This window comes from Paraburkholderia podalyriae, from assembly GCF_014397785.1.
GTDB lineage: Bacteria > Pseudomonadota > Gammaproteobacteria > Burkholderiales > Burkholderiaceae > Paraburkholderia > Paraburkholderia podalyriae.
Map to the genome: position 1 here is coordinate 1 of NZ_VZQQ01000068.1, position 21,695 is coordinate 21,695.

Annotated in this window: 14 protein-coding genes, 2 tRNA genes and 8 pseudogenes; 17 read left to right on the top strand and 7 right to left on the bottom strand. The window is 63.5% G+C overall.

The window, feature by feature from the left end; all coding sequences use genetic code 11:
- A pseudogene (locus F6X42_RS36065) lies at positions 1–202 on the top strand (IS256 family transposase); the annotation flags it as partial.
- 35 nt (positions 203–237) lie between these two features.
- On the opposite strand, the pseudogene F6X42_RS36070 reads toward F6X42_RS36065, so the two are convergent.
- A pseudogene (locus tag F6X42_RS36070) lies at positions 238–946 on the bottom strand (IS110 family transposase); the annotation flags it as partial.
- A gap of 256 nt (positions 947–1,202) precedes the next feature.
- Between F6X42_RS36070 and F6X42_RS36075 the strand changes: the two are divergent.
- Complete coding sequence (locus F6X42_RS36075; protein ID WP_187638716.1) at positions 1,203–2,222, top strand: IS110 family RNA-guided transposase; 1,020 nt, start codon at positions 1,203–1,205, stop codon at positions 2,220–2,222.
- 286 nt (positions 2,223–2,508) lie between these two features.
- Here the strand turns inward: F6X42_RS36075 and F6X42_RS36080 are convergent.
- Positions 2,509–3,306: pseudogene (locus F6X42_RS36080) on the bottom strand (IS110 family RNA-guided transposase); the annotation flags it as partial.
- 161 nt (positions 3,307–3,467) lie between these two features.
- Here F6X42_RS36080 and F6X42_RS36085 point away from each other — a divergent pair.
- Positions 3,468–4,601, top strand: coding sequence for an IS701 family transposase (locus F6X42_RS36085; protein ID WP_187638717.1), 1,134 nt, complete (start codon positions 3,468–3,470; stop codon positions 4,599–4,601).
- 205 nt (positions 4,602–4,806) lie between these two features.
- Here the strand turns inward: F6X42_RS36085 and F6X42_RS36090 are convergent, their stop codons facing one another.
- On the bottom strand, positions 4,807–5,259 hold the full coding sequence (locus tag F6X42_RS36090; RefSeq protein ID WP_187638734.1) for a hypothetical protein: 453 nt from the start codon (positions 5,257–5,259) through the stop codon (positions 4,807–4,809).
- A gap of 423 nt (positions 5,260–5,682) precedes the next feature.
- On the opposite strand from F6X42_RS36090, the pseudogene F6X42_RS46495 reads away from it, so the two are divergent.
- The 6 genes and pseudogenes from F6X42_RS46495 to F6X42_RS45405 all read left to right on the top strand — a co-directional run.
- A pseudogene (locus F6X42_RS46495) lies at positions 5,683–5,847 on the top strand (Zn-dependent hydrolase); the annotation flags it as partial.
- Between the two features lies 1 nt (position 5,848).
- Positions 5,849–6,290: pseudogene (locus tag F6X42_RS36095) on the top strand (MlrC C-terminal domain-containing protein); the annotation flags it as partial.
- A gap of 23 nt (positions 6,291–6,313) precedes the next feature.
- Positions 6,314–6,390 (top strand) — tRNA-Val (locus F6X42_RS36100).
- A 431-nt stretch (positions 6,391–6,821) separates the two neighbouring features.
- Positions 6,822–7,330: pseudogene (locus F6X42_RS44600) on the top strand (dihydroxyacetone kinase subunit DhaK).
- 280 nt (positions 7,331–7,610) lie between these two features.
- Positions 7,611–7,706, top strand: a pseudogene (locus F6X42_RS45400) (hypothetical protein); the annotation flags it as partial.
- 94 nt (positions 7,707–7,800) lie between these two features.
- A pseudogene (locus tag F6X42_RS45405) lies at positions 7,801–8,100 on the top strand (DAK2 domain-containing protein); the annotation flags it as partial.
- A gap of 69 nt (positions 8,101–8,169) precedes the next feature.
- Here the strand turns inward: F6X42_RS45405 and F6X42_RS45410 are convergent.
- The 4 genes from F6X42_RS45410 to selD form a co-directional block, all read right to left on the bottom strand.
- Positions 8,170–8,304 (bottom strand): hypothetical protein, encoded by a 135-nt coding sequence (locus F6X42_RS45410; RefSeq protein ID WP_281394082.1) that lies wholly within the window; start codon positions 8,302–8,304, stop codon positions 8,170–8,172.
- Between the two features lie 36 nt (positions 8,305–8,340).
- Positions 8,341–9,396, bottom strand: a complete 1,056-nt coding sequence (locus tag F6X42_RS36110; RefSeq protein WP_187638718.1) for a permease — start codon at positions 9,394–9,396, stop codon at positions 8,341–8,343.
- Positions 9,397–9,421: 25 nt separating this feature from the next.
- Positions 9,422–10,489, bottom strand: coding sequence for a tRNA 2-selenouridine(34) synthase MnmH (gene mnmH, locus F6X42_RS36115; RefSeq protein WP_187638719.1), 1,068 nt, complete (start codon positions 10,487–10,489; stop codon positions 9,422–9,424).
- 125 nt (positions 10,490–10,614) lie between these two features.
- Positions 10,615–11,673: a selenide, water dikinase SelD gene (selD, locus tag F6X42_RS36120; RefSeq protein WP_187638720.1), complete on the bottom strand. Its 1,059-nt coding sequence runs from the start codon at positions 11,671–11,673 to the stop codon at positions 10,615–10,617.
- A 312-nt stretch (positions 11,674–11,985) separates the two neighbouring features.
- Here selD and fdnG point away from each other — a divergent pair, with 312 nt between their 5' ends.
- The 8 genes from fdnG to F6X42_RS36160 all read left to right on the top strand — a co-directional run bounded on the left by fdnG (position 11,986) and on the right by F6X42_RS36160 (position 21,694).
- Positions 11,986–15,054, top strand: a complete 3,069-nt coding sequence (gene fdnG, locus F6X42_RS36125) for a formate dehydrogenase-N subunit alpha (RefSeq protein ID WP_187638721.1) — start codon at positions 11,986–11,988, stop codon at positions 15,052–15,054.
- 9 nt (positions 15,055–15,063) lie between these two features.
- Positions 15,064–15,987 carry a formate dehydrogenase subunit beta gene (gene fdxH, locus F6X42_RS36130; RefSeq protein ID WP_187638722.1) on the top strand — a complete coding sequence of 308 codons (924 nt, stop codon included), beginning with the start codon at positions 15,064–15,066 and terminating at the stop codon, positions 15,985–15,987.
- A complete protein-coding gene (locus F6X42_RS36135; RefSeq protein ID WP_187638723.1) occupies positions 15,984–16,640 on the top strand; it encodes a formate dehydrogenase subunit gamma in 657 nt (218 codons plus the stop codon). The genes fdxH and F6X42_RS36135 overlap by 4 nt, the downstream gene beginning before the upstream one ends.
- Positions 16,641–16,765: 125 nt before the next feature.
- Positions 16,766–17,764, top strand: coding sequence for a formate dehydrogenase accessory protein FdhE (gene fdhE / locus F6X42_RS36140; protein ID WP_187638724.1), 999 nt, complete (start codon positions 16,766–16,768; stop codon positions 17,762–17,764).
- A 46-nt stretch (positions 17,765–17,810) separates the two neighbouring features.
- Positions 17,811–19,259: an L-seryl-tRNA(Sec) selenium transferase gene (selA, locus tag F6X42_RS36145; RefSeq protein WP_187638725.1), complete on the top strand. Its 1,449-nt coding sequence runs from the start codon at positions 17,811–17,813 to the stop codon at positions 19,257–19,259.
- Between the two features lie 13 nt (positions 19,260–19,272).
- A complete protein-coding gene (gene selB, locus F6X42_RS36150; protein ID WP_187638726.1) occupies positions 19,273–21,189 on the top strand; it encodes a selenocysteine-specific translation elongation factor in 1,917 nt (638 codons plus the stop codon).
- Positions 21,190–21,238: 49 nt separating this feature from the next.
- A tRNA-Sec gene (locus tag F6X42_RS36155) sits at positions 21,239–21,334 on the top strand.
- A gap of 108 nt (positions 21,335–21,442) precedes the next feature.
- Positions 21,443–21,694, top strand: coding sequence for a hypothetical protein (locus F6X42_RS36160; RefSeq protein ID WP_187638727.1), 252 nt, complete (start codon positions 21,443–21,445; stop codon positions 21,692–21,694).
- Position 21,695 lies beyond the last annotated feature (1 nt).

The window sequence follows — 21,695 nt, forward strand, 5'->3', positions numbered from 1 at the left end:
CCACCGCACCACGCGTACGCGCAACTGCGTGTCGCGAGCGACCTTCCTGGGTCTGGCATTCAAGCTGATCGAGGAAGCCGAGAAAACCTGGCGCCGTATCAACGGCCCTGCACAGATCAAGCTGCTGTTGGAGGGCATTGCCTTCAAGGACGGCGAACAGGTGAAAGACGATCAACCGGTTCAGCAGAAACTCGCCGCCTGAAAGCGCCTGCCTTCAAGTTGCCCATACACCACTCTTGACGTTAGCTCGTTAATCCCGCGCATAGCCTGCAACGCGAGTACGACCGGGTAAAACCAGCCAGCTGGTGACAGATTCACGCAATGCCAGTTCCAGCCTTTCACATTGCGCGAGCCGGTCTTCGATCGTGCGCCGGTGTTCATTGAACGCCAGTTGTTGCCATGCGCTGTCGAACGAGAACGTACTTATCCAGCGTCGGTGGGTGGGCCCCCAGTTGGGGTGACCAAGGTAATGAATGCCGTGGGCAAGCAGAAACGATTTGAGCCTGCAGCGTGCGGCCTTCAGATCTTCCCTGGCAGCCGACCAGGCGCGTGCCAGGTCTCGGAACGCTTCGTCTTCAATCGATGGCACATGTACGGCCGAGAGGTCGCCGGCGCGTAGCGAACGCACTAGCTTGATCGCGTCGCGACGGTCTGTTTTGACGCGATCTCCCGGTTTCCGTGGAATGAGTGACGGTGCGCAGACCATGCAGTCGAAGCCTTTATCGACCAGCCTCCTGTACAACCCATATCCGCAGGGCCCCGCTTCATAGACAAAGCAGATGTGCCGCGCCTTTGTTTGCAACTTCTTGCACAACCGGTCGATATCAATATGCATGGTGCCGACCTTGCCAAACAGTTCAACTTCGCTCATGCCGATCGCGTACGCAACCGTGATCGAATCCTTATGGACATCCAGTCCTACGTACAACGTGCTATCGTTTTCCACGCTGGCCTCCGTGTCGGAACAGACCGTTGAGCGGTGGCTCCATCCCCACTCAATGCGGCTCTGGCAGCAATGCTAACCCGCGCTTAATTCCCCTCGGCGGCCAGCCTTGCCGAACGGAAATGGAATGGACGCCTCCCACCCCACGAGTGGTGGAAGCGATGAACAGACACACATACTCACTCACGGACCGACCGTATCGGTACGGTCGGAACGGAAGATCATTGAGGTCTTCAGAGCCAACCGGAGGAGGTCTGCCATGAACCATACGGCCGTAGGCGTCGACATTGCCAAAAGCGTCTTTCAGGTGCACTGGGTCGACCCGCACACAGGTGAAGTTATCAAAAAGGCAGTCAGGCGAGACAGGTTTCTCGACTACTTCGCGAACCGGGAACCTTGCCTGATCGGTATGGAGGCGTGTGGCGGTGCGCAGCATTGGGCACGCCAGTTCACGAAGATGGGTCACCAGGTGAAGCTGATGCCGCCGAAGTTCGTCAAGGCGTTCAACATCGGCAACAAGAACGATCCAGCGGATGCGCGCGCCATCTGGATGGCCACACAGATACCCAGCAAGCCGGTCGCGGTCAAGACAGAAACGCAGCAGGCCGTGCTGGCACTGCACCGCATGCGGCAGCAACTGGTGAAGTTCCGCACGATGCAGATCAACAGTCTGCGAGGCCTGCTGGCCGAGTACGGCGAAGTGATGGGCAAGAGCCGCGAGGCTTTGGACAAGGCTATACCGGGAATTCTGGCAAAGCTGTCGGACCGTTTGCCTACCATGCTGATCGATACGATGCGGGAACAGTGGAGTGGTCTGACGGGGCTGGACCGGCAAATTGCCGGGATCGAACAACGCCTGCAGGCATGGATGAAAGACGACGTCGCATGCCAGGCAATCGCGGCCATACCGGGCGTCGGCTTGTTGAGCGCCACGGCGGCTGTCGTGACCATGGGCGACGCGAAGGCCTTTCGCTCCGGTCGGGAATTCGCTGCCTGGCTCGGCCTGGTGCCCAAACAAACGGGCTCTGGGGGCAAGGTTCAACTGCTCGGTATCAGCAAGAGAGGCGACACCTACGTGCGAACGCTGCTGATCCACGGCGCCCGTAGTGTGCTGCGACATCCAGACAAGGCCGGCGCATGGGTCGAGCAGCTCGGCAAACGCCGACCGTTCAACGTGGTAATCGTGGCGCTAGCCAACAAGATCGCAAGAACCATCTGGGCACTTCTCGCCCACGACAGGCAGTACGGGAGGGAGTACACGAGCTCGAAACCGCTTTAAAGAGTTTGCGGTGCCCAGGAGCTGTTCTCACAGGTGGCACGTTCACAGGTTGCGTTGGCAATCGCGTGCAATGACAAGATAGGTCGGACCGGGACTCCCTAAACCTGGGTATGACGAAGAGCCTTGAGCTCGACACGGAAATGAGGTGGGAGTCAGCGGATTTCATCGGGGCCCGCAGCCGAATGATTGGCTGCAACAGGCCGGATATAAAGCAGCAAACGCCACATCAAGTCATGCATACGAAAAACCTTCGCAAAAAGGGAGGCGTCCATATAAGTCATACTGACTTGCTGATGCCTAGCAGATTAGATTTTCCTCCCGTGCTGTATTGGCGCGGGACTAGACCGATCGATGCCGCAAAGTCGCGGCTGCATCTGAATTGTCGGGCATCACCGAGTTCGGCGGCTAGCACACTGGCGGTAATCGGGCCGACGCCTGGAATTGTCAGCAGACGTTGCCCACGTTCGTCTTGAAGCAGTTGGATTTGCAATTCCTTCTCAATCTCCAGAACCTGTTGGTCCAGGTATTTGAAATGGCCATGCAGGCGCTCAAGAACGCTAACAAACGGGCGCGGCAGCGAATATTCGGCGATAAGTGCGGGCAGACGTTTGATCGCATCGCGTCCAACCGGAAGACTGATGCCGAACTCCAGCAAAAATCCGTGAATCTGGTTAATCGTGGCTGTGCGCTGCTTGACCAGCGCCTCGCGAACGCGATGCAGGGCCGACAGGGCTTGCTGCACTTCGGACTTTGGTGTGACAAAGCGCATTGACGGTCGCGATGCTGCTTCACAGATTGCTTCCGCGTCAATAAAGTCGTTCTTGTTACCCTTGACGAACGGCTTCACATAGTGAGGCGAAATCAGTTTGGCTTCGTGCCCGAACGCGGACAATCTGCGCGCCATGTAGTGAGCGCCTGCACAGGCCTCCATGACAATGGTGCAGCGCGGGAAGTTGCTGAAGAACGTTAGCAGTTGCTTGCGTGTCATCTTCTTGCGAAAGACCGCGTGCCCGCTCCTGTCTTGACCGTGCAGGTGGAAGGTATATTTACCGAGATCGACTCCAACCAGCGTTACGTCGTTCATGATGGCCTCCGTGAAAGAAACCCTTCAAGCGTATGCCTCCCTGAGGGCCGAGCTGGCCATCTCATTACAGCCTCGAAACTTAATTTCGCAACAGCTTCTAACACTACAGCCGTAGTTATTTTTTCCTATACTAAGTTAGTATTACTACTCTGTATAGGACTATGAAAGAGATCGCGAAAGCGTGGGAACATGAAATCGATCTGTTGCATGAAAGACTGGCTGGCCTGTTCAGGCGCGCCGAGCCGCGACAGCGTTCGCTGGCTTATCTAAAGGGTCTGCTGGGTACAGTCGAACGCAAGAACGGCTGGCAGCTCGCAGAATGGATTGGCGAAGCCACGCCCGATGGTGTGCAGCACCTTCTCGAAAGGGCGCAGTGGGATGCCGACGCGGCGCGGGACATACTGCGCGAATACGTCGTTGAGCAACTCGGCGAGCGTGAGGCGGTACTCATTGTGGATGAGACGGGCTTCCTCAAGAAGGGCGAGTATTCCGCCGGTGTGCAGCGCCAGTACAGCGGCACGGCAGGCCGCATCGAGAACAGCCAGATTGGTGTGTTTCTGTGCTACGCCGGCAACGGAGGTAGCGCATTTATCGACCGGGAACTGTACATGCCGCAGGGCTGGATCGATGATCGCAGTCGCTGCCGGGCGGCGGGCGTGCCCGACACCGTGGAATTCGCAACAAAGCCCCAACTTGCGCGCCGGATACTGGAACGGACGCTGGATGCGGGAGTGCCCTGTGGCTGGGTCACCGGCGACGAGGTGTACGGCGGTGACCGTCCCCTGCGGCTGTGGCTTGAGTCGCGCACGCAACCATTTGTGCTGGCGGTCAAAAAGAACGAACCGCTGTGGTGGCAAGGCCCGACCTCGATACGTGCCGACAAGATTGCGCAAGCCTTGCCTCCGCAGGCCTGGCGCCGCCTCTCAGCAGGAATCGGCGCAAAAGGCGAGCGTCTGTATGACTGGGCACTCACGCCGTTATGGCGCCTGCAACTGGGCGCCGAAGAACGTCGCTTTGGCCACTACCTGCTGGTGCGGCGCAGTCGCGATGAGACCCGCGAGCACGCGTATTACGTCGTCTATGCGCCCCGCAGCAAGGTTACCCGTCAGACGCTGGTCAACGTCGCCGGCAGGCGATGGGAAATCGAAGTCGGATTCGAGGCGGCCAAGGGCGAATGCGGCCTCGATCAATACGAGATTCGTCGCTGGCAGGGCTGGTACCGTCACATCACACTGGCATTGCTGGCGCACGCGGTGCTTGCTGCCCTGAGGGCACAGGCCAAAAAAAACAGCTGAAGGTTCACTGCCGTTCAGCGTTCAGGAGATCCGCCGGCTACTGTGTCGACTGATATGGCGAACGCTCCACTCCGTTGAGCATGTGATGTCGTGGTCAATGTGGCGGCGTCGACATCAATACCGCGCCCAGCAATGTCACTACCGGCGACGCGGTGGCGTGCCTCCGGCGTATCTACGGCTGTAGTACTAAAACTCAACTGCAAATCTATCCGTCGAACCGGGTCAACCTCACACCTGCGATAAAGCGGTCAAGTCTTTCACTGGCCTCCGTAATCGCCCAAAGCGGAGCGCGATGCAGTTGCCGGTCGTAACTCGTTGCGATCGATGCAAAGAGTTCGAACCCCGCCTCGTCCAGCTTCCATTCGTTGCGTTCCCGGCCTGCGTCGAACACCATCGCCGAGGCCCGGTCCGCGGCGTGGAGCTCTTCATCGCTCATCGGGCCGAAGCCAGCATCGGCCAGGTAACTGGTCAGCAGCATGATCTGCGTGAGAGTCTGTGCGTCGCTCTTCGTGCCGACGCCGCGGCGCAGCGCATCGAGCGACAGATGAACTCGCAACGCGAGATCGTCGGCGATCTGGCGTGCGATAGGCAACAGCATGGCCTTGACATGCCGCGCGCGGGCGGCGCCACTGTTGCGGAAAGGAATCGGTTGTGCCATGGAGATCCGAGGGGTTTGCCTGAGCACATGCAATAACGGCGCGCTTCGCAAAAGGTTGAGCCTTCATTGCGCTTTGCCCGCTTCCGTGGACGGAAACGTTTGCTGCCGGCCATTTTCCCGCAGATTGTCGGCACGTCTCGATGTGCGTACGTCGCCCGGTGAGCCGTCCGGTTCCGACGATCCAGCGGCTTTCCCTCCTATGCTTACTCACCGAAAGTCGTCGCCGCATTGCCACCGCGCGCGCATCCTGCCATCTGCCTCGGCCAAAACTTCTCTATCATCACAATTGAAACAACGGCGACGAGGGCGCCGAACTGAGCAAGTCCCCGCCGGCAAGCGCCATCCAGCTGTCTTCGACCCGCGGAAGCATCGATGCAAGCTCATTCACGCGACGTTATGTCGGCGACCGCCGATTTGTGGACCGACGCGATCAGCAATATCTCAGCGCGGCGGGCGGGGCTACGAGTCGATTAACCGACCGTAATGACGGACAGCCACATCGACACGCAGCCGACCGGCGACAAATTCGACGGTGATGACGGCGTGCGGCTAGGGCCGGAGGTGCTGCGCATTCTGGCCGAGGCCAACTCAGGGCCTCGAAGGCATTGTCAGCGTGCCGTTGTGCGACCCGCAGGCGGTCGCGGCGTTGGCGGCCTCGGGTGTCGGTAGCACGATCACACTCACGATCGGCAACCAGCTCACAAACGATGGCACGGTGATACTCGTCGTGACCGAGCGCATGCATGAGCCGTGGGATCTCGGCGTGTTCGAGAGCGTCGGCATCGATCCGCGCCGCGCGCGTTTTCCGCCGCTCAAATCACGCATGAATTGCCGGCCGGTTTTCGTGCCGATCGCGGCGGCGCTCGTCGAATGCGATGGCCGCGGCGTCACGAGTTCGGACTATGTTCAGCTTCGAGCACGTGATGCGGCCGGTCTATCCATTGGACCCGGACACCGAATGGCCGCGACGAACTGATCAACACGTGTGCTTTTTGATAAATCGCGGCAAGGGCTTGTACAGTCCGCGATGAGTCTCTATAATTCGCGCCTCTAAAGGCTCGTAGCTCAGTTGGTTAGAGCACCACCTTGACATGGTGGGGGTCGTTGGTTCGAATCCAATCGAGCCTACCAACGCATCTGTGACGTAGACGAAAGCGGTTCCGCTTTCGTCTACGGTCCAGTCAAATCCATCCAGTCGTTCCCGTAGTTTTCGCCGTTCGGCATCACGTCCCCTTCGTTTTCGTTGTTCGCTTGCGGCTGAGTCTTGCTCACGTTCGTACGCGCTTCTCGCTATCGCGTCGTCGTTCGACAATGCGCGGTACAGTTAGGTCTTCCGCTTTCGCCGCCGACCCGGCTGCCGTTCGCATCGAATCGTTCGATCATGCGCTGCTGGCAGCATCCAATGAAGCTGACGCAATGAAGAAGCTCATCAACGATGTGTCCACCGTGGTCCCCGATATGCTCGACGGGCTCATCGCACTCAATCCCCAACTCTCGCTGTTGCAGGCGGCACGATCGTCTTGCGCGCCGATGCCGAGGCCGTGCTCGACGCGATACGCGCGGTGACCGGCCCCGCGGGCGCGTTGCTGATCGTCAAGAACTACACGGGCGACCGTTTCAACTTTGGCCTCGGGCCCGAAATCGCGCGCGCCGAGGACATCCCCGTCGACATGATGATCGTCGCCGACGACGTCGCGCTGAGCGCGAGCGGCGATCACGCGGGCCGTCGCGGAAAGCCGCCGCGTCGCTCGGCACGATGGGCGTCGCGATGACGCCATGCACGGTGCCGGCCGCGGGCAAGCCGGGCTTCGAGCTGGGCGATGGCGAAATCGAATGGGGCCTCGGCATTCATGGCGAGCCCGGCATCGCGCGCGGTGCGCTCGAGCCGGCCGACGCGATCGTCGGCAAGCTGCTCGCAAAGATCGTCGACGATCTCGCGTTGCAGGCGGGCGAGCGCGTCGCGTTGCTCGTCAACAATCTGGGGGGCACGCCGTCGGGCGAACTGAACGTGGTGGCCGGCGCCGCGCTGCGGGAGCTTCGCGGGCGCGGCATCGAAGTCGAGCGCGCGTAGGCCGGCACGTTCCTGACTGAGTGCGCTCGAAATGGCCGGCGTCTCACGGACGAGCGCATGGCCTGCGCTGGACGGGCGCGTCGCGCAGGTCGCCGTGCGTGCGGCGCCACCCACGCCGCGCGGCGCGAGCGGCGCGACGCTCGCACCTGACGCGACGCTGCGTCGCGCGATCGAAGCGGTCTGCGAATGCCTGCTGGCAGCCGAGCCGACGTTGACCGAAATGGACCAGCGTGTCGGCGACGGCGACCTCGGCATCAGCCTCGCGCGCGGCGCCCGCGCGATGCAGATCGAGCTCGATTCATCCGCGTGCGCAACCGGGCCGGATGCGGTGTTGCGCGGCCTGTCGGCGACGCTGCGGCGTGTGATGGGCGGCACGTCGGGTCCGTTATACGCGGTGATGCTGCTGCGCGCGGCGGCCGCGCTCGAACAGTCGGGCGGGACCATGGCGCTGCAATGGGACGGCGTTCAGCGCCGGTGTCGATGGATTGATGGAGCTGGGGGGCGCGGGGCCAGGCGATCGCACGATGGTCGATGCGCTGAAACCCGCCGCCGACGCGCTGCACGACGCGCTGGCTCAGGCGGTATCGACGGATGCCGCGTTGCAAGCCGCCGTCGATGCGGCAAGCGATGGCGCGTCGCGCACCGCATTGATGCATCCGCGGCGCGGGCGTTCGAGCTATGTCGGCGATCGCGCGCTTGGTCATGTCGACCCAGGCGCGCATGCGGTCGCGTTGTGGCTCGCGGCGATTCGCGACGCGTTGGTCGGTTAGGCGCGGGCGGACGCTACCGCGAACGTAACGGGCAAGCGCGCCGTCACTGAAGAGAAAATAGCGCCACGTTCACGGTCGCAGCAGATCGAAGCCCGCGAGCGCCACGATGCCGGATAGCGCGATCAGCGCCACCGAGTGCTGTCCAACGTACAGCAGCCCGGCGGCGGACCAACACGTTACGGCGAATGCGGCAATGCGTTTCATGCTTGTTTCTTCTACGACTCAAACTCAAAAACCGCTTCAAAAGCCCAGCGCAACGGCCAGCAAACCACTGACGACACCGCACACCACCACCGCACAGGCCACCACCGTCAGCACGCGCTGCGGAAACGACCGCGCGAGCATCGCGAGCGACGGCACACTGACGAGCGGCAGCGTCATCAGCAGCGCGCCGGCGGGGCCGGCAGCCATGCCGAACGACAGCATCGCCTGAATGATCGGCACTTCGCCCGCGGTTGGAATCACGAACAGCGTGCCGGCGATCGACAGCGCGATGATCCACAGCAGGCTGTTGTCGACGTCCGGGCCGATGTGCGGAAACAGCCACGCGCGCGCCGCGCCTAGAATCAGCACGAGCACGATGTATTCCGGCACGAGCCGCAGCGTCATGCGCCCGAGAATCGTGATCCAGCGCGAGAACGCGGTGCCCGGATCGTCGGCGCTGACCAGTTGCGCGACGGCTTCCCGCGACGCTTGCGCTTCCTGCGGCGTGACCATGCGGTTCACGACGTAGCCGAGGCCGAACACCATCACGATGCCGAGCGCGAGCCGCAGGCCCATCCACTGCCAGCCGAGCACGAAGCCCATGAAGATCAGCGTCGCGGGATTCAGCGCGGTATTACCGAGCCAGAAAGCAATCGCCGCGCCCGGCGCCGCTTCGCGTGCGCGCAGGCCCGCGACGACCGGCGCAGCGCAGCAGGTGCACATCATGCCCGGCAACGACATCAGCCCGCCCTTGACGACGCTGTTGAAGTCGGCACGGCCGAGCGCGCGCGCGACCCACTGCGGCGGAATCAGCGCTTGCACCGCGGAGCCGAGCAGCAGGCCGAGCACCATCGCCTGCCAGATCGCCTTGCCGTAGGCCAGCGCGTAGTCGATCGCGGCCTGCCACGAGGCTGCCGGCGCGCTCGCGGACGTGCCCATCAGGATCGACTTGCCGATCGAGTGCTGGCTCGCCGCGACGAACGCACGGTTGTAGTACGGAAACCACTTCACATAGAAGAGGCCGACGACGCCGATCAGCAGGAACACGATCCAGCCGAGCGTGACGCGGGGTTGCCGAAGGGTTGATTGCATGTTGGTGGTTGATTGTCGTTGTGGGTCAGCCGACGACGAGCGTGCGGCTATCGAGCTGCGCGAGCAGCGTTTTCGCCTGCTCGACGACGTCGGCGTCGTTCGGGCGGAAATCGAGTTGCAGCGCGTTCGGCAGATGTTCGAAATGCTGACCGCTGCTGCGCGCATATGCGGGATCGTAATGCCCTTCGATCAGTTCGCGCGCGAGTTCGGCGCGCCGGTTGTCATCGACGAGCCGCAGCCAGCCCGCGACCCGCTCGCGGCTATGCAGGCCGATCAGCCGTTCCAGCTGTCCCTTCAGGTAGTCGGGATGATCGAACAGATGCGCGTAATCTTGCAGCAGAAACGCTGCGCGATCCTCGCGGCTCGAGCGCACCTCGACGCACGCGCCGCGACGAAACGTTTCGAGCAGCGCGAGCGGCAGCGTGACCGAGCCGATGCGCCGGCTTTCCGCCTCGACGAACACCGGCCGGTTCACATCGAAGTCGCGCAGCGCGGTGACGAGCAGTGTGTCGAAACGCTTTTGCGACGGCTGCGGCACACCCGTATACGCGCCGAGCAATGAGCCGCGATGCGAGGCGAGCGCCTCGAGGTCGAGCGTTTGCGCGCCGGCCTGATGCAGCGCCGACAGCAGCCGTGTCTTGCCGCTGCCGGTCGGGCCGACGAGCGCGATATAGCTGAAGCGGCGCGGCAGCGTTTCGAGCCTTTCCACCGTCGCGCGACGGTAGCTCTTGTAGCCGCCGTCGAGTTGCCGCGCCGACCAGCCGATCATGTTGAATAGCGTCGTGACCGAGCCTGAGCGCTTGCCGCCCCGCCAGCAGTAGATCAGCGGGCGCCAGTTGCGCGGCCGGTCGGCGAACGTGGTTTCCAGATGATGCGCAATGTTGCGCGCGACGAACGCCGCACCGAGCCGTGTGCCCTCGAACGGCGACACCTGCTTGTACGTCGTGCCGACCAGCACGCGTTCCTCGTTGCTCAGCACCGGCGCGTTGGTCGCGCCCGGAATATGGTCTTCCGCGAACTCGAGCGGAGTGCGAACGTCGACGATTTCATCGAAATCGCCGGCTTTGTCGAGGCTGACTAGAAGACTTTTCAAGGGAGTAGGGACAAAACGGACCGCGGGAAGACCGAAATTATCGCATGGGCGGCTCGTTTAGGCGGTGACGCGTGCTTTCCCGCGTCCCTGTCCGCGCTTTTTCGTGCGTCGCAGAACCGCTCTTCTCAGACGACCTCGACCCGCGCGTCCCCGCTCACCATCTCGCCGATCACCCGCGCGTCGGCGAAGCCGTCGGCGCGGAACACGGCGAGCACCTGGTCGACCGCTTCTGGCGCGCACGACACCAGCAGCCCGCCCGACGTCTGCGGGTCGGTCAACAACGCGCGCCCGGCCGGCGGCAACGTCGCGGGCAGCACGACGTCGTGGCCGTAAGCATCCCAGTTCCGGCCCGATGCGCCGGTGAAGATGCCGGCCGAGGCGAGACTCGCGACGTTCGGCAGCCACGGCAGGTCCGCATAGCGCACGCGCGCGGTCAGCTTTGAGCCGCGTGCGAGTTCCAGCGTGTGACCGAGCAGGCCGAAGCCGGTGATGTCGGTCAGCGCATGCACGCCGTCGAGTCGCGCCAGTTCGGCGCCCGGCCGGTTCAGCTTGGTGGTCGCGCCGATCATTGCCGCATAGCCGGCCTCGTCGAGCCGGTCTTTCTTCAGTGCCGCGGACAGAATGCCGACGCCGAGCGGCTTGCCGAGAATCAGCACGTCGCCGGCCTTGCCGCCCGCGTTGCGCTTGACGCGCTTCGGATCGACGATGCCAAGCGCGACGAGGCCGTAGATCGGTTCGACGGAATCGATCGAATGGCCGCCCGCGACCGGGATGCCCGCTTCCGCGCAGACCGATTCGCCGCCCTTCAGCACGGCCGCGATCACGTCATGCGGCAGCACGTTGATCGGCATGCCGACGATCGCGAGCGCCATGATCGGCTTGCCGCCCATCGCGTAGACGTCGGAGATCGCGTTGGTCGCCGCGATGCGGCCAAAGTCGAACGGATCGTCGACGATCGGCATGAAGAAGTCAGTGGTCGCGACGATCGCCTGATCTTCGTTGAGCTTGTAGACGGCGGCGTCGTCGGCGGTGTCGTTGCCGACCAGCAAGTCGGGGAAGAAAGGCAGCGGGGCGCTGCGCTTGAGCAGATCGGCGAGCAGGCCGGGCGCGATCTTGCAGCCGCAGCCGCCGCCGTGCGACAGGCTCGTGAGGCGGGGCGACTGGCTTGCTTGGGGTTGGGTCATGGGAGCGGAAGTTCGGGTTCGTCGAATGACGGCATTATGAGGGTTGTTTTCGCAGTCTGCAGCGTCGGCGCGGGCGCAAACCGCCTTGTCCCGAACCCGTTTATCTCGACAATCAACGGTCGCTTAAAAACGCCAATGCAGAAGCAAATGCAAATGGCAGGCGCGCGCATTCGAAACCCATTCTCACGCGATAGCCATTTCCTTAGCGTCGCGGACAATCCTCTGCATTGACAGTTGTCAAACCCATTATCGCTGCAGATCGCGAAACCGCACCTATAATCAATTTGTCTCCAAAAGAGCCGAGGGCATTCAATGACACAGATGACCCGGCGACAATTCCTGAAGGTCTCTGCCACGACGCTTACCGGATCGAGCCTGGCCCTGATGGGCTTCTCACCGACACCCGCGCTGGCCGAAGTCCGTCAGTACAAATTGTCGCGTACAACCGAAACCCGCAATACCTGCCCGTACTGCTCGGTGGGCTGCGGCATCCTGATGTACGGCCTTGGCGACAATGCCAAGAATGCAAAAACGAGCATCATCCATATCGAGGGCGACTCCGACCATCCTGTCAATCGCGGCACGCTGTGCCCGAAGGGCGCGAGCCTGATCGACTTCATCCACAGCCCGAGCCGTCTGCGCTATCCCGAGTACCGCGCGGCCGGGGCGAGCGAGTGGAAGCGCATTTCGTGGGAAGACGCGCTCGACCGCATCGCGAAGCTGATGAAGGAAGACCGCGACGCGAACTTCGTCGAGACGACCGAAGACGGCAAAAAGGTCAACCGCTGGCTGACTACCGGCGTGCTGGCGGCATCGGCCGGCAGCAACGAGGTGGGTTATCTGACGCACAAGACTGTTCGCAGTCTTGGCATGCTCGGATTCGACAATCAGGCGCGTGTCTGACATGGCCCGACGGTGGCAGGTCTTGCCCCGACGTTTGGCCGTGGAGCGATGACGAACCATTGGGTCGACATCAGAAACGCGGACGTGATTCTCGTGATGGGCGGCAATGCGGCCGAGGCCCACCCATGCGGTTTCAAGTGGGTCACCGAAGCCAAGGCGCACCGCAAGGCGCGCCTGATCGTGGTCGACCCGCGCTTTACGCGTACGGCGTCGGTCGCGGACTACTTCGTGCAGATCCGCACCGGTACGGACATTGCGTTCCTCGGCGGAGTGATCAATTACCTGCTGACGAACGACAAGATCCAGCACGAATACGTGAAGAACTACACGGATATGTCGTTCATCGTGCGTGAGGATTTCGCGTTCAAGGACGGCCTGTTTTCCGGCTACCACGCCGACACGCGCAGCTACGACAAGACCTCGTGGGATTACGAGCGCGGCGGCGACGGTTTCGCCAAGGTCGACCCGACGCTGCAGGACCCGCGCTGCGTCTATCAGCTGATGAAGCAGCACTACTCGCGCTACACGCCCGAGCAGGTCGAGAAAATCTGCGGCGTGCCGAAGGAGAAGTTCCAGCACGTGTGCGAGATGCTCGCGTCGACGTCGGTGCCGAACCGCGCGGCCACGATCATGTACGCGCTCGGCTGGACGCATCACTCGATCGGCTCGCAGATCATCCGCACCGGCGCGATGGTGCAGCTGCTGCTCGGCAACATCGGCATCGCGGGCGGCGGCATGAACGCGCTGCGCGGCCACTCGAATATCCAGGGCCTGACGGACCTCGGCCTGATGTCGAACTTGTTGCCGGGCTACATGACGCTGCCGATGGAAGCGGAGCAGGACTTCAACGCCTACATCGCGAAGCGCGCCACGCAGCCGCTGCGGCCGAACCAGCTGAGCTACTGGCGCAACTATCGCGCGTTCCACGTGAGCTTCATGAAATCGTGGTGGGGCGACAAGGCGACCGCCGACAACAACTTCGCTTTCGACTATCTGCCGAAGCTCGACAAGTCCTACGACCTGCTGCAGGTCTTCGAGCTGATGAATCAGGGCAAGATGACCGGCTACATCGCGCAGGGCTTCAACCCGCTTGCCGCCGCGCCGTTCAAGGCGAAGAACGGCGCGGCGCTGGCCAAGCTGAAGTGGCTCGTGATCATGGATCCGCTCGCGACCGAAACGTCGGAGTTCTGGAAGAACCACGGCCCGTTCAACGACGTCGACAGCAGATCGATCCAGACCGAGGTGTTCCGTCTGCCGACTACCTGCTTCGCCGAGGAACGCGGCTCGCTCGTCAGTTCGAGCCGGGTGCTGCAGTGGCACTGGCAGGGCGCGGCCGGTCCCGGCGAAGCGAAGAGCGACCTCGAGATCATGGCGGGGCTGTGGCTGCGTATTCGCGACGCTTATCGCAAGGACGGCGGCAAGTATCCCGATCCGATCCTGAACATGACCTGGCCGTATGCGAACCCGGAAAGCCCGACGCCCGAAGAACTCGCGATGGAGTACAACGGCCGCGCGCTCGCGGACGTCACCGATCCGAAGGACCCGACCAAGGTGCTCGCGAAGAAGGGCGAGCAGCTCGCGACCTTCGCGCTGCTACGCGACGACGGCTCGACCTCGAGCGGCTGCTGGATCTTCTGCGGCGCGTGGACCCAGGCGGGCAACCAGATGGGCCGCCGCGACAACTCCGACCCGACCGGCATCGGCAACACGCTGAACTGGGCCTGGGCATGGCCGGTGAACCGGCGGGTTTTGTACAACCGTGCGTCGTGCGACCTCAGCGGCAAGCCGTTCGATCCGACGCGCAAGCTGATCGCGTGGAACGGCAGCACGTGGTCGGGCGCCGACATCCCGGACTTCAAGGTCGACGAGCCGCCCGAAAACGGCATGAATCCGTTCATCATGAATCCGGAAGGCGTCGCTCGGTTCTTCGCGCGAGACGGTATGGCGGAAGGGCCATTCCCCGAGCACTACGAGCCATTCGAAACGCCGCTCGGCTACAACCCGCTGTATCCGGACAACAAGTTGGCCGTCAGCAATCCGGCGGCGCGCGTGTTCCCGGACGACAAGGCCACCTTCGGCACACACGAGAACTTCCCGCACACGGCAACCACCTATCGTCTGACCGAGCATTTCCACTACTGGACCAAACACGTGCATCTAAACGCGATCATCCAGCCCGAGCAATTCGTCGAAATTGGCGAAGACCTCGCGAAGGAGATCGGCGTGGTGGCTGGCGACCGGGTCAAGGTCAGTTCGAACCGCGGGCACCTGGTTGCCGTCGCGGTCGTGACGAAGCGAATCAAACCGCTGACGATCGATGGCAAGAAGGTGCAGACCGTCGGGCTGCCGCTCCATTGGGGCTTCATGGGAGTCGCGAGGCCGGGCTATCTCGTCAATACGCTGACGCCCCCGGTGGGCGACGGGAATTCGCAGACACCGGAATTCAAGTCGTTCCTCGTCAAGGTCGAAAAGGCATAAGGAAAAGAGATGGCACTGCAATCACTGGACATCAGACGCGTTTCCGCCACGACCACGCAGCCGCCGGTGATTCGCGAGCCGGCCACGGGCACGGTCGCGAAGCTCATCGACGTGTCGAAGTGCATCGGCTGCAAGGCGTGTCAGACGGCCTGCATGGAGTGGAACGATCTGCGCGACGAGATCGGCGTGAACGTGGGCGTCTACGACAATCCGCCCGACCTCACCGAGAATTCGTGGACCGTCATGCGGTTTGCCGAGTACGAGAATTCAGCCGGCGATATCGAATGGCTGATCCGCAAGGACGGCTGCATGCACTGCGAGGACCCGGGCTGTCTGAAGGCCTGTCCGTCGCCGGGCGCGATCGTGCAGTACACGAACGGCATCGTGGATTTCCACCAGGAGAACTGCATCGGCTGCGGCTTCTGCATCGCCGGCTGCCCGTTCGACATCCCGCGTATGTCGCAGAAGGATCGCCGCGTGTACAAGTGCACGCTGTGTTCGGATCGTGTGGCGGTCGGCCAGGAACCGGCCTGCGTGAAGACCTGCCCGACCGGCGCGATCATGTTCGGCACCAAGGAGGACATGAAGCAGCAGGCCGAGGACCGCATCGTCGATCTGAAGGAGCGCGGTTTTCAGAATGCTGGCCTGTATAACCCGGACAAGGTCGGCGGCACCCATGTGATGTACGTGTTGCACCACGCTGACCGGCCGTCGCTGTATCACGGCCTGCCGGACGATCCGCGCATCAGTCCGCTGGTGTCGTTGTGGAAGGGCATAGCCAAGCCGATCGGGCTCGCCATCATGGGAATCGCCGCACTCGCGGGCTTCTTCCACTACTCGCGCGTCGGTCCGAACGAGGTGTCTGAAGCCGACGAAGCCGCGGCCGTCAAAGAAGCCGAGGAAGCACGCCGTTCGCGGGAGGATACGCAATGAACCGCTCTGAGGACACCGACTTCACGGACGTGAAGGGCAATCGCCTGATCGTGCGCTATACGCCGAACGAGCGCACGAATCACTGGATCACCGCGATCTGTTTCATCCTGCTTGCGCTGTCCGGTCTCGCGATGTTTCATCCGTCGATGGCGTTTCTGTACGCGGTGCTCGGCGGCGGCCAGTGGACGCGGATTCTGCACCCGTTCATCGGCTGCGTGATGTTCATCTCGTTCCTGATTCTTGCGTTGCGCTTCTGGCATCACAACTATCTGGACCAGGCGGATATCCAGTGGATGAAGCAGATCGGCGACGTGCTGAATAATCGCGAGGAACGCCTGCCCGCGATCGGCAGGTACAACGCCGGGCAAAAGCTGCTGTTTTTCGTGATGGTGGTCTGTATGCTGCTGCTGTTGCTGAGCGGCATCGTAATCTGGCGGCGCTACTTCTCGTTCTATTTCCCGATGGACCTGATCCGGCTTTCGGCGGTCGTGCATGCGGCGACGGCGTTTTTGCTGATCGTCGGCATCATCGTGCATATCTATGCGGCGTTGTGGGTCAAGGGCTCCGTTGGCGCGATGACGCGCGGCACCGTCACGTATGGCTGGGCGCGCAAGCATCATCCGAACTGGTTTCGGGAAATCATCGGCAAGTAAAGTAAGCTCGATCGGCGCTGCCCCAGGCGCGTGTTTCGATGCGCCGCACGCAGCGCCCCGCGCACCGGGCCGCCGCGCCTCGTCGATGACGGGCGGCGGCTCTTCAGTTTTCAGAGGTCGATATCTTGGCTCAACGCATTCTCGAAGCCGCCGACATCGAGTCGCTCGATCCCTCGGCAATACCCCGCATCCGCATGCCGGAACGGCTCGCGGTGTTCGCGCCGCGCGCCGCGCGCCTGCGTCAGCTCGCCTCGCGCGGCAGCCCGATCGCCGGCTACCTGCGGCTGATGGCGGCGCTCGCCGATGCGCAGCAGGCGGTGCTCACGCACTTCAACGCGCAGCCGCCTGGCCCCGAACTGATCGCGAGCGCGCAGCAGTATTCGATGCCGCTGATTCCGGCGCTTTCCGGCGCGCGCGATCCGGCGTGGCGCGACGTGCTGCTGCAACTGCTCGACAAGATCGAAGCGGCGGGCCCGTTGACGCCGCCGCTGGTGGCGCTGTTGGCGCGCCTGCGCTCGCTCGACGTTGCCGCGCTCGAAGCGCAGGCCGACGCGATCTTCGCGCAACGCTTCGCCGACGTCGATCCGGCGAGCGCGCCGTTCATCATGGCGGCGCTGCAGGTCGTGTGGACCGATCTCGCCGCCGACATCGACAGGCGCGACGTGCCGTATCTCGACACGCCGGGCCTGTGCCCGGTGTGCGGCTCGCATCCGGTGGCGAGCACGGTGCGCATCGGCGGCGCGTACGACAACTATCGCTATCTGCAATGCGGATTGTGCGCGACCGAATGGCATATGGTCCGTAGCAAATGCTCTAACTGCGATTCGACGAAGGGCATCGCGTACCACGTAGCCGGCTCGCCCGACGCCGACGCTGCCGCGCGCGAGGCCGAATCGAAAAACGCCGCGCTGAAGGCGGAGTCGTGCGACGAATGCCATACTTACCGCAAGATCGGCATTCAGGCGAAGGACTATGAGTTCGATCCATTCGCGGACGACCTCGCGAGCCTCACGCTCGATCTGCTGATGGGCGCGGAAGGTTACCGGCGCGCATCGCCGCATCCATGGCTGTGGCCGGAGCAGACGGCCGGCGCGGCCGAAACGGAGGGCGACGATTCGGCCTGACGGCGACCTGACCGGACCCAAGTTCAAAACGACATAAGGATTGCTCGTGAGCGATGTGAGCAGCTCGGAATTGCGCGCGCTGATGGCGCGCGTGCCGTCGGTGGACAAGGTCTTGGCGTCGGAAGAATTCGTGCCGCTCATCGGCGCATACGGCCGCACCCAGGTACTCAACGCGCTGCGCGATGCGCTCGACGCGTGGCGCATCAGCGCGCAATCGGGCGATGCGGCGGCTAACCTGGCGGTGCGTGCGCTCGATGCCGCGCAACTGCACGCGACGGTCGCCGCGGCGCTGCTCGCACGCAACGCGTCGCGGCTTCGCAGCGTGTTCAATCTGACCGGCACCGTGTTGCACACGAATCTCGGCCGCGCGCTGCTGCCCGACGAGTCGGTGCGCGCCGTGATGACCGCGCTCACGCAACCGGCCAACCTCGAGTTCGATCTCGCTACGGGCACGCGCGGCGACCGCGACGACCTGATCGACGATCTGATTTGCGAGCTGACCGGCGCCGAAGCGGCGACCATCGTCAACAACAATGCGGCCGCGGTGCTGCTCACGCTGTCCGCGCTCGCGGCGAAGAAAGAAGTGGTGGTGTCGCGCGGCGAGCTCGTCGAAATCGGCGGCGCGTTTCGCATTCCCGACATCATGAGCCGCGCGGGCGCGAAGCTGTGCGAAGTCGGCACGACGAACCGCACCCATCTGAAGGATTACGAACAGGCGATCAACGCGCGCACCGCGCTGCTGATGAAGGTTCACGCGAGCAACTATGCGATCAGTGGCTTCACGAAGGAAGTCGGCATCGAAGAGATCGCGCCGCTCGCGCATGCGCGCGGGCTCGCGGTTGCCGTCGATCTCGGCAGCGGCACGCTCGTCGATCTCGGCGAATGGGGCTTGCCGCGCGAGCCGACCGTGCGCGAGACCGTCGCGGCCGGCGCCGATCTGGTCACGTTCAGCGGCGACAAGCTGCTCGGCGGTCCGCAAGCGGGCCTGATCGTCGGGCGGCGCGATCTGATCGCGAAGATCAAGAAGCATCCACTCAAGCGCGCGCTGCGCGTCGGCAAGCTGACGCTCGCGGCGTTGGAGCCGGTGCTGCAGCTGTATCGCGTGCCGGAGAAGCTGACCGAGCGGCTGACCACGCTGCGGCTGCTCACGCGGCCCGCTAAAGACATTCATGACGCCGCGCAGCGCGTGTTGCCGGCACTGCAGCAGGCGATCGACGCGCGCTACACCGTGGCCGCCGAGCCGATGTTCAGCCAGATCGGCAGCGGCGCATTGCCCGTCGACGTGCTGCCGAGCTATGGCCTCGTCGTCCGAATGACCGACGGCAAACGCGGCGGCCGCCATCTGCTCGCGCTCGAGAAGCAGTTGCGCGAGATGGCGCGGCCGGTCATCGGCCGGATCGCGGACGACGCGTTGCGGCTCGATTTGCGCTGCCTCGAAGCCGCCGACGAAGCACAATTGATCGCACAGCTGATCGCGCAACCGAAAAGCAACTGAAGGACAGGCACGCATGATCGTCGGTACAGCGGGGCATATCGACCACGGCAAAACGACCCTCGTGAAGGCACTCACCGGCGTCGATACGGACCGGCTCAAGGAAGAAAAGGCGCGCGGCATTTCGATCGAGCTCGGCTACGCGTACGTGCCGCTCGACAACGGCGACGTGCTCGGTCTGATCGACGTGCCGGGCCACGAAAAGCTCGTGCACACGATGACCGCGGGCGCGAGCGGCATCGACTTCGCGCTGCTCGTGATCGCCGCCGACGACGGCGTGATGCCGCAAACCCGCGAGCATCTGGCGATCGTCGAATTGCTCGGCATCCAGCGCGGCGCAATCGCGTTGACGAAAGTGGATCGCGTCGACGGCGAGCGCCTGCGCGAAGTGCGCGACGAAGTGAGCGCGTTCGTCGGCGGCAGCGTGCTGCGCGACGCGCCGGTGTTCGATACCTGCGCGACGCGCGCGGACGATGCGGGCGTTGCCGCGTTGAACGCGCATCTGCTCGAGCAGGCCGCTGCATGGCGCATGAAGCGCGACGACGGCCTGTTCCGCCTGGCCGTCGATCGCGTATTCACGCTCGCGGGGCAGGGCACGATCGTCACAGGGACTGTGGTAGCGGGCAGCGTGAGCGTCGGCGACACGATGCTGCTCGCGCCAAAAAATCAGTCGGTACGCGTGCGCAGCATTCACGCGCAGAATCGCCCCGCCGAAACCGGTCGCGCCGGCCAGCGCTGCGCGCTGAATCTGGCGGGCATCGACAAGAGTGCGATCGAGCGCGGCGACTGGATCGTCGACTCGCGATTGTCGCAGGCGAGCGAGCGCATCGACGTCATGCTGACGCTGCTCGCCGACGCGCCGCACGCGCTCGAACATTGGGCGCCGTTGCACGTGCATCTCGGCACGCAGCATCAGGTCACGCACGTCGCGCTGCTCGAAAGCGACACGTTCGCGCCCGGTCAGCGCGCGCGCGTGCAACTTGTGTTCGAGCGGCCGCTGTGCGCGGTGCCGGGCGATCGTTTCGTCGTGCGTAACGCGCAGGCCAATCGCACGGTGGGCGGCGGGCACGTGCTCGATCCGTTCGCTCCGGCGCGCAAGCGGCGCTCGCCGGAGCGCTTCGCCTGGCTCGACGCGATACAGACGCTGCTCGACACCGGTTCACTCGACTCGCTGTTCGCGTGCGCGCCGCACGGTTTATCGCGGACGTTGCTGGAACGCTTGACGGGGATGCCGGCGGCCGCGCTCGCGTTGCCGGCCGGGACACGCGCGATCGAACTACCCGGCCACGAGGCGCTGCTGGTCGCGGACGCGACATGGCGTGCGCTCGCCGGGCGGCTGACCAGCGTGCTCGCGCAATACCACGAGCGCTCGCCGGATGAGCTGGGCCCGGACGCGTCGCGCTTGCGGCGCATCGCGGCGCCATTGGTCGACGACGCGCTGTGGCGTGCGCTGGTCGACGATGCGGCGGCGCGTGGCGAGCTCGTCAAACGCGGACCGTGGCTGCATTTGCCTGGCCACACCGTGACGCTCGACGCCGCCGATCAGGCGCTTGCCGCGACGCTGCTGCCCGAGATCGAGGCGGCGGGGCGGTTCGATCCGCCGTGGGTGCGCGACCTCGCGAACGCGCACGGTGTGCCCGAGGAGCGTGTGCGTCAGTTGCTGCGCAAGCTCGCGCGTCGGGGCGACCTGTTCCAGGTCGTGCGTGATCTGTTCTATCACCAGCGGGTGATTCGCGAGCTTGCGTCGATCGCGGCGAGCGAGGCGCACAAGAACGCCGGCACCGTGGCGGCCGCGCCGTTTCGCGACGCGACCGGACTCGGCCGCAAACGCGCGATCCAGCTTTTGGAGTTCTTCGACCGGGTTGGCTATACTCGCTTTCACCGTGGCCTGCATCTCGTGCGCACGGATAGTCGCTGGCTCGATCTACCTTGAACTTGCTGGCGCTCTGTTTCAAACGGCCACGCGTCATTTGATCACCGTAGGAAGGCATTCGTATCCGGTGGTGCGGCTGGGCTTCAAACCCAGTTGGGGGCGTCAGACGCTCTCGGGTCGGTTCGACTCCGGCTGCCTTCCGCCAGTGTAGTTTCGACGGCGCTGTTATCTTATGTGGAGGAACTCATAAATCTTCCATTCGGAAGATTTATGAGTTCCTCCACATAAACGCTCGCAAAAAGGACAGGGAGTCATGAGTACCAGGAACCACATTAGGTATCAGGCGAAAGAGGGTGATCAGCCCGGCTGGGATCTCTACACCGAAATTCTTGAGCCGGACGACGTCGTGTATCTCGAGCTCGACGGTGTAGCCGCTGAAGTCACGATGCTCGGCAACATGGAGCGCGGCCCGGGCACGGTGCTGTTGCGCCTGCCGGTTGACACTGCGAAGCAGCTTGGTCTCGTGCCGCCGGACTGGGAAAATTCTGACTGGGCAAAAGGATAGG

Bases quoted from the DNA above. Each gene is read 5' to 3' on its own strand.
- F6X42_RS36075 (WP_187638716.1), top strand. From the start codon at position 1,203: ATGAACCATACGGCCGTAGGCGTCGACATTGCCAAAAGCGTCTTTCAG.
- F6X42_RS36085 (WP_187638717.1), top strand. From the start codon at position 3,468: ATGAAAGAGATCGCGAAAGCGTGGGAACATGAAATCGATCTGTTGCAT.
- F6X42_RS36090 (WP_187638734.1), bottom strand. From the start codon at position 5,259: ATGGCACAACCGATTCCTTTCCGCAACAGTGGCGCCGCCCGCGCGCGG.
- F6X42_RS45410 (WP_281394082.1), bottom strand. From the start codon at position 8,304: ATGAAACGCATTGCCGCATTCGCCGTAACGTGTTGGTCCGCCGCCGGG.
- F6X42_RS36110 (WP_187638718.1), bottom strand. From the start codon at position 9,396: ATGCAATCAACCCTTCGGCAACCCCGCGTCACGCTCGGCTGGATCGTG.
- selD (WP_187638720.1), bottom strand. From the start codon at position 11,673: ATGACCCAACCCCAAGCAAGCCAGTCGCCCCGCCTCACGAGCCTGTCG.
- fdxH (WP_187638722.1), top strand. From the start codon at position 15,064: ATGGCACTGCAATCACTGGACATCAGACGCGTTTCCGCCACGACCACG.
- F6X42_RS36135 (WP_187638723.1), top strand. From the start codon at position 15,984: ATGAACCGCTCTGAGGACACCGACTTCACGGACGTGAAGGGCAATCGC.
- selB (WP_187638726.1), top strand. From the start codon at position 19,273: ATGATCGTCGGTACAGCGGGGCATATCGACCACGGCAAAACGACCCTC.
- F6X42_RS36160 (WP_187638727.1), top strand. From the start codon at position 21,443: ATGAGTACCAGGAACCACATTAGGTATCAGGCGAAAGAGGGTGATCAG.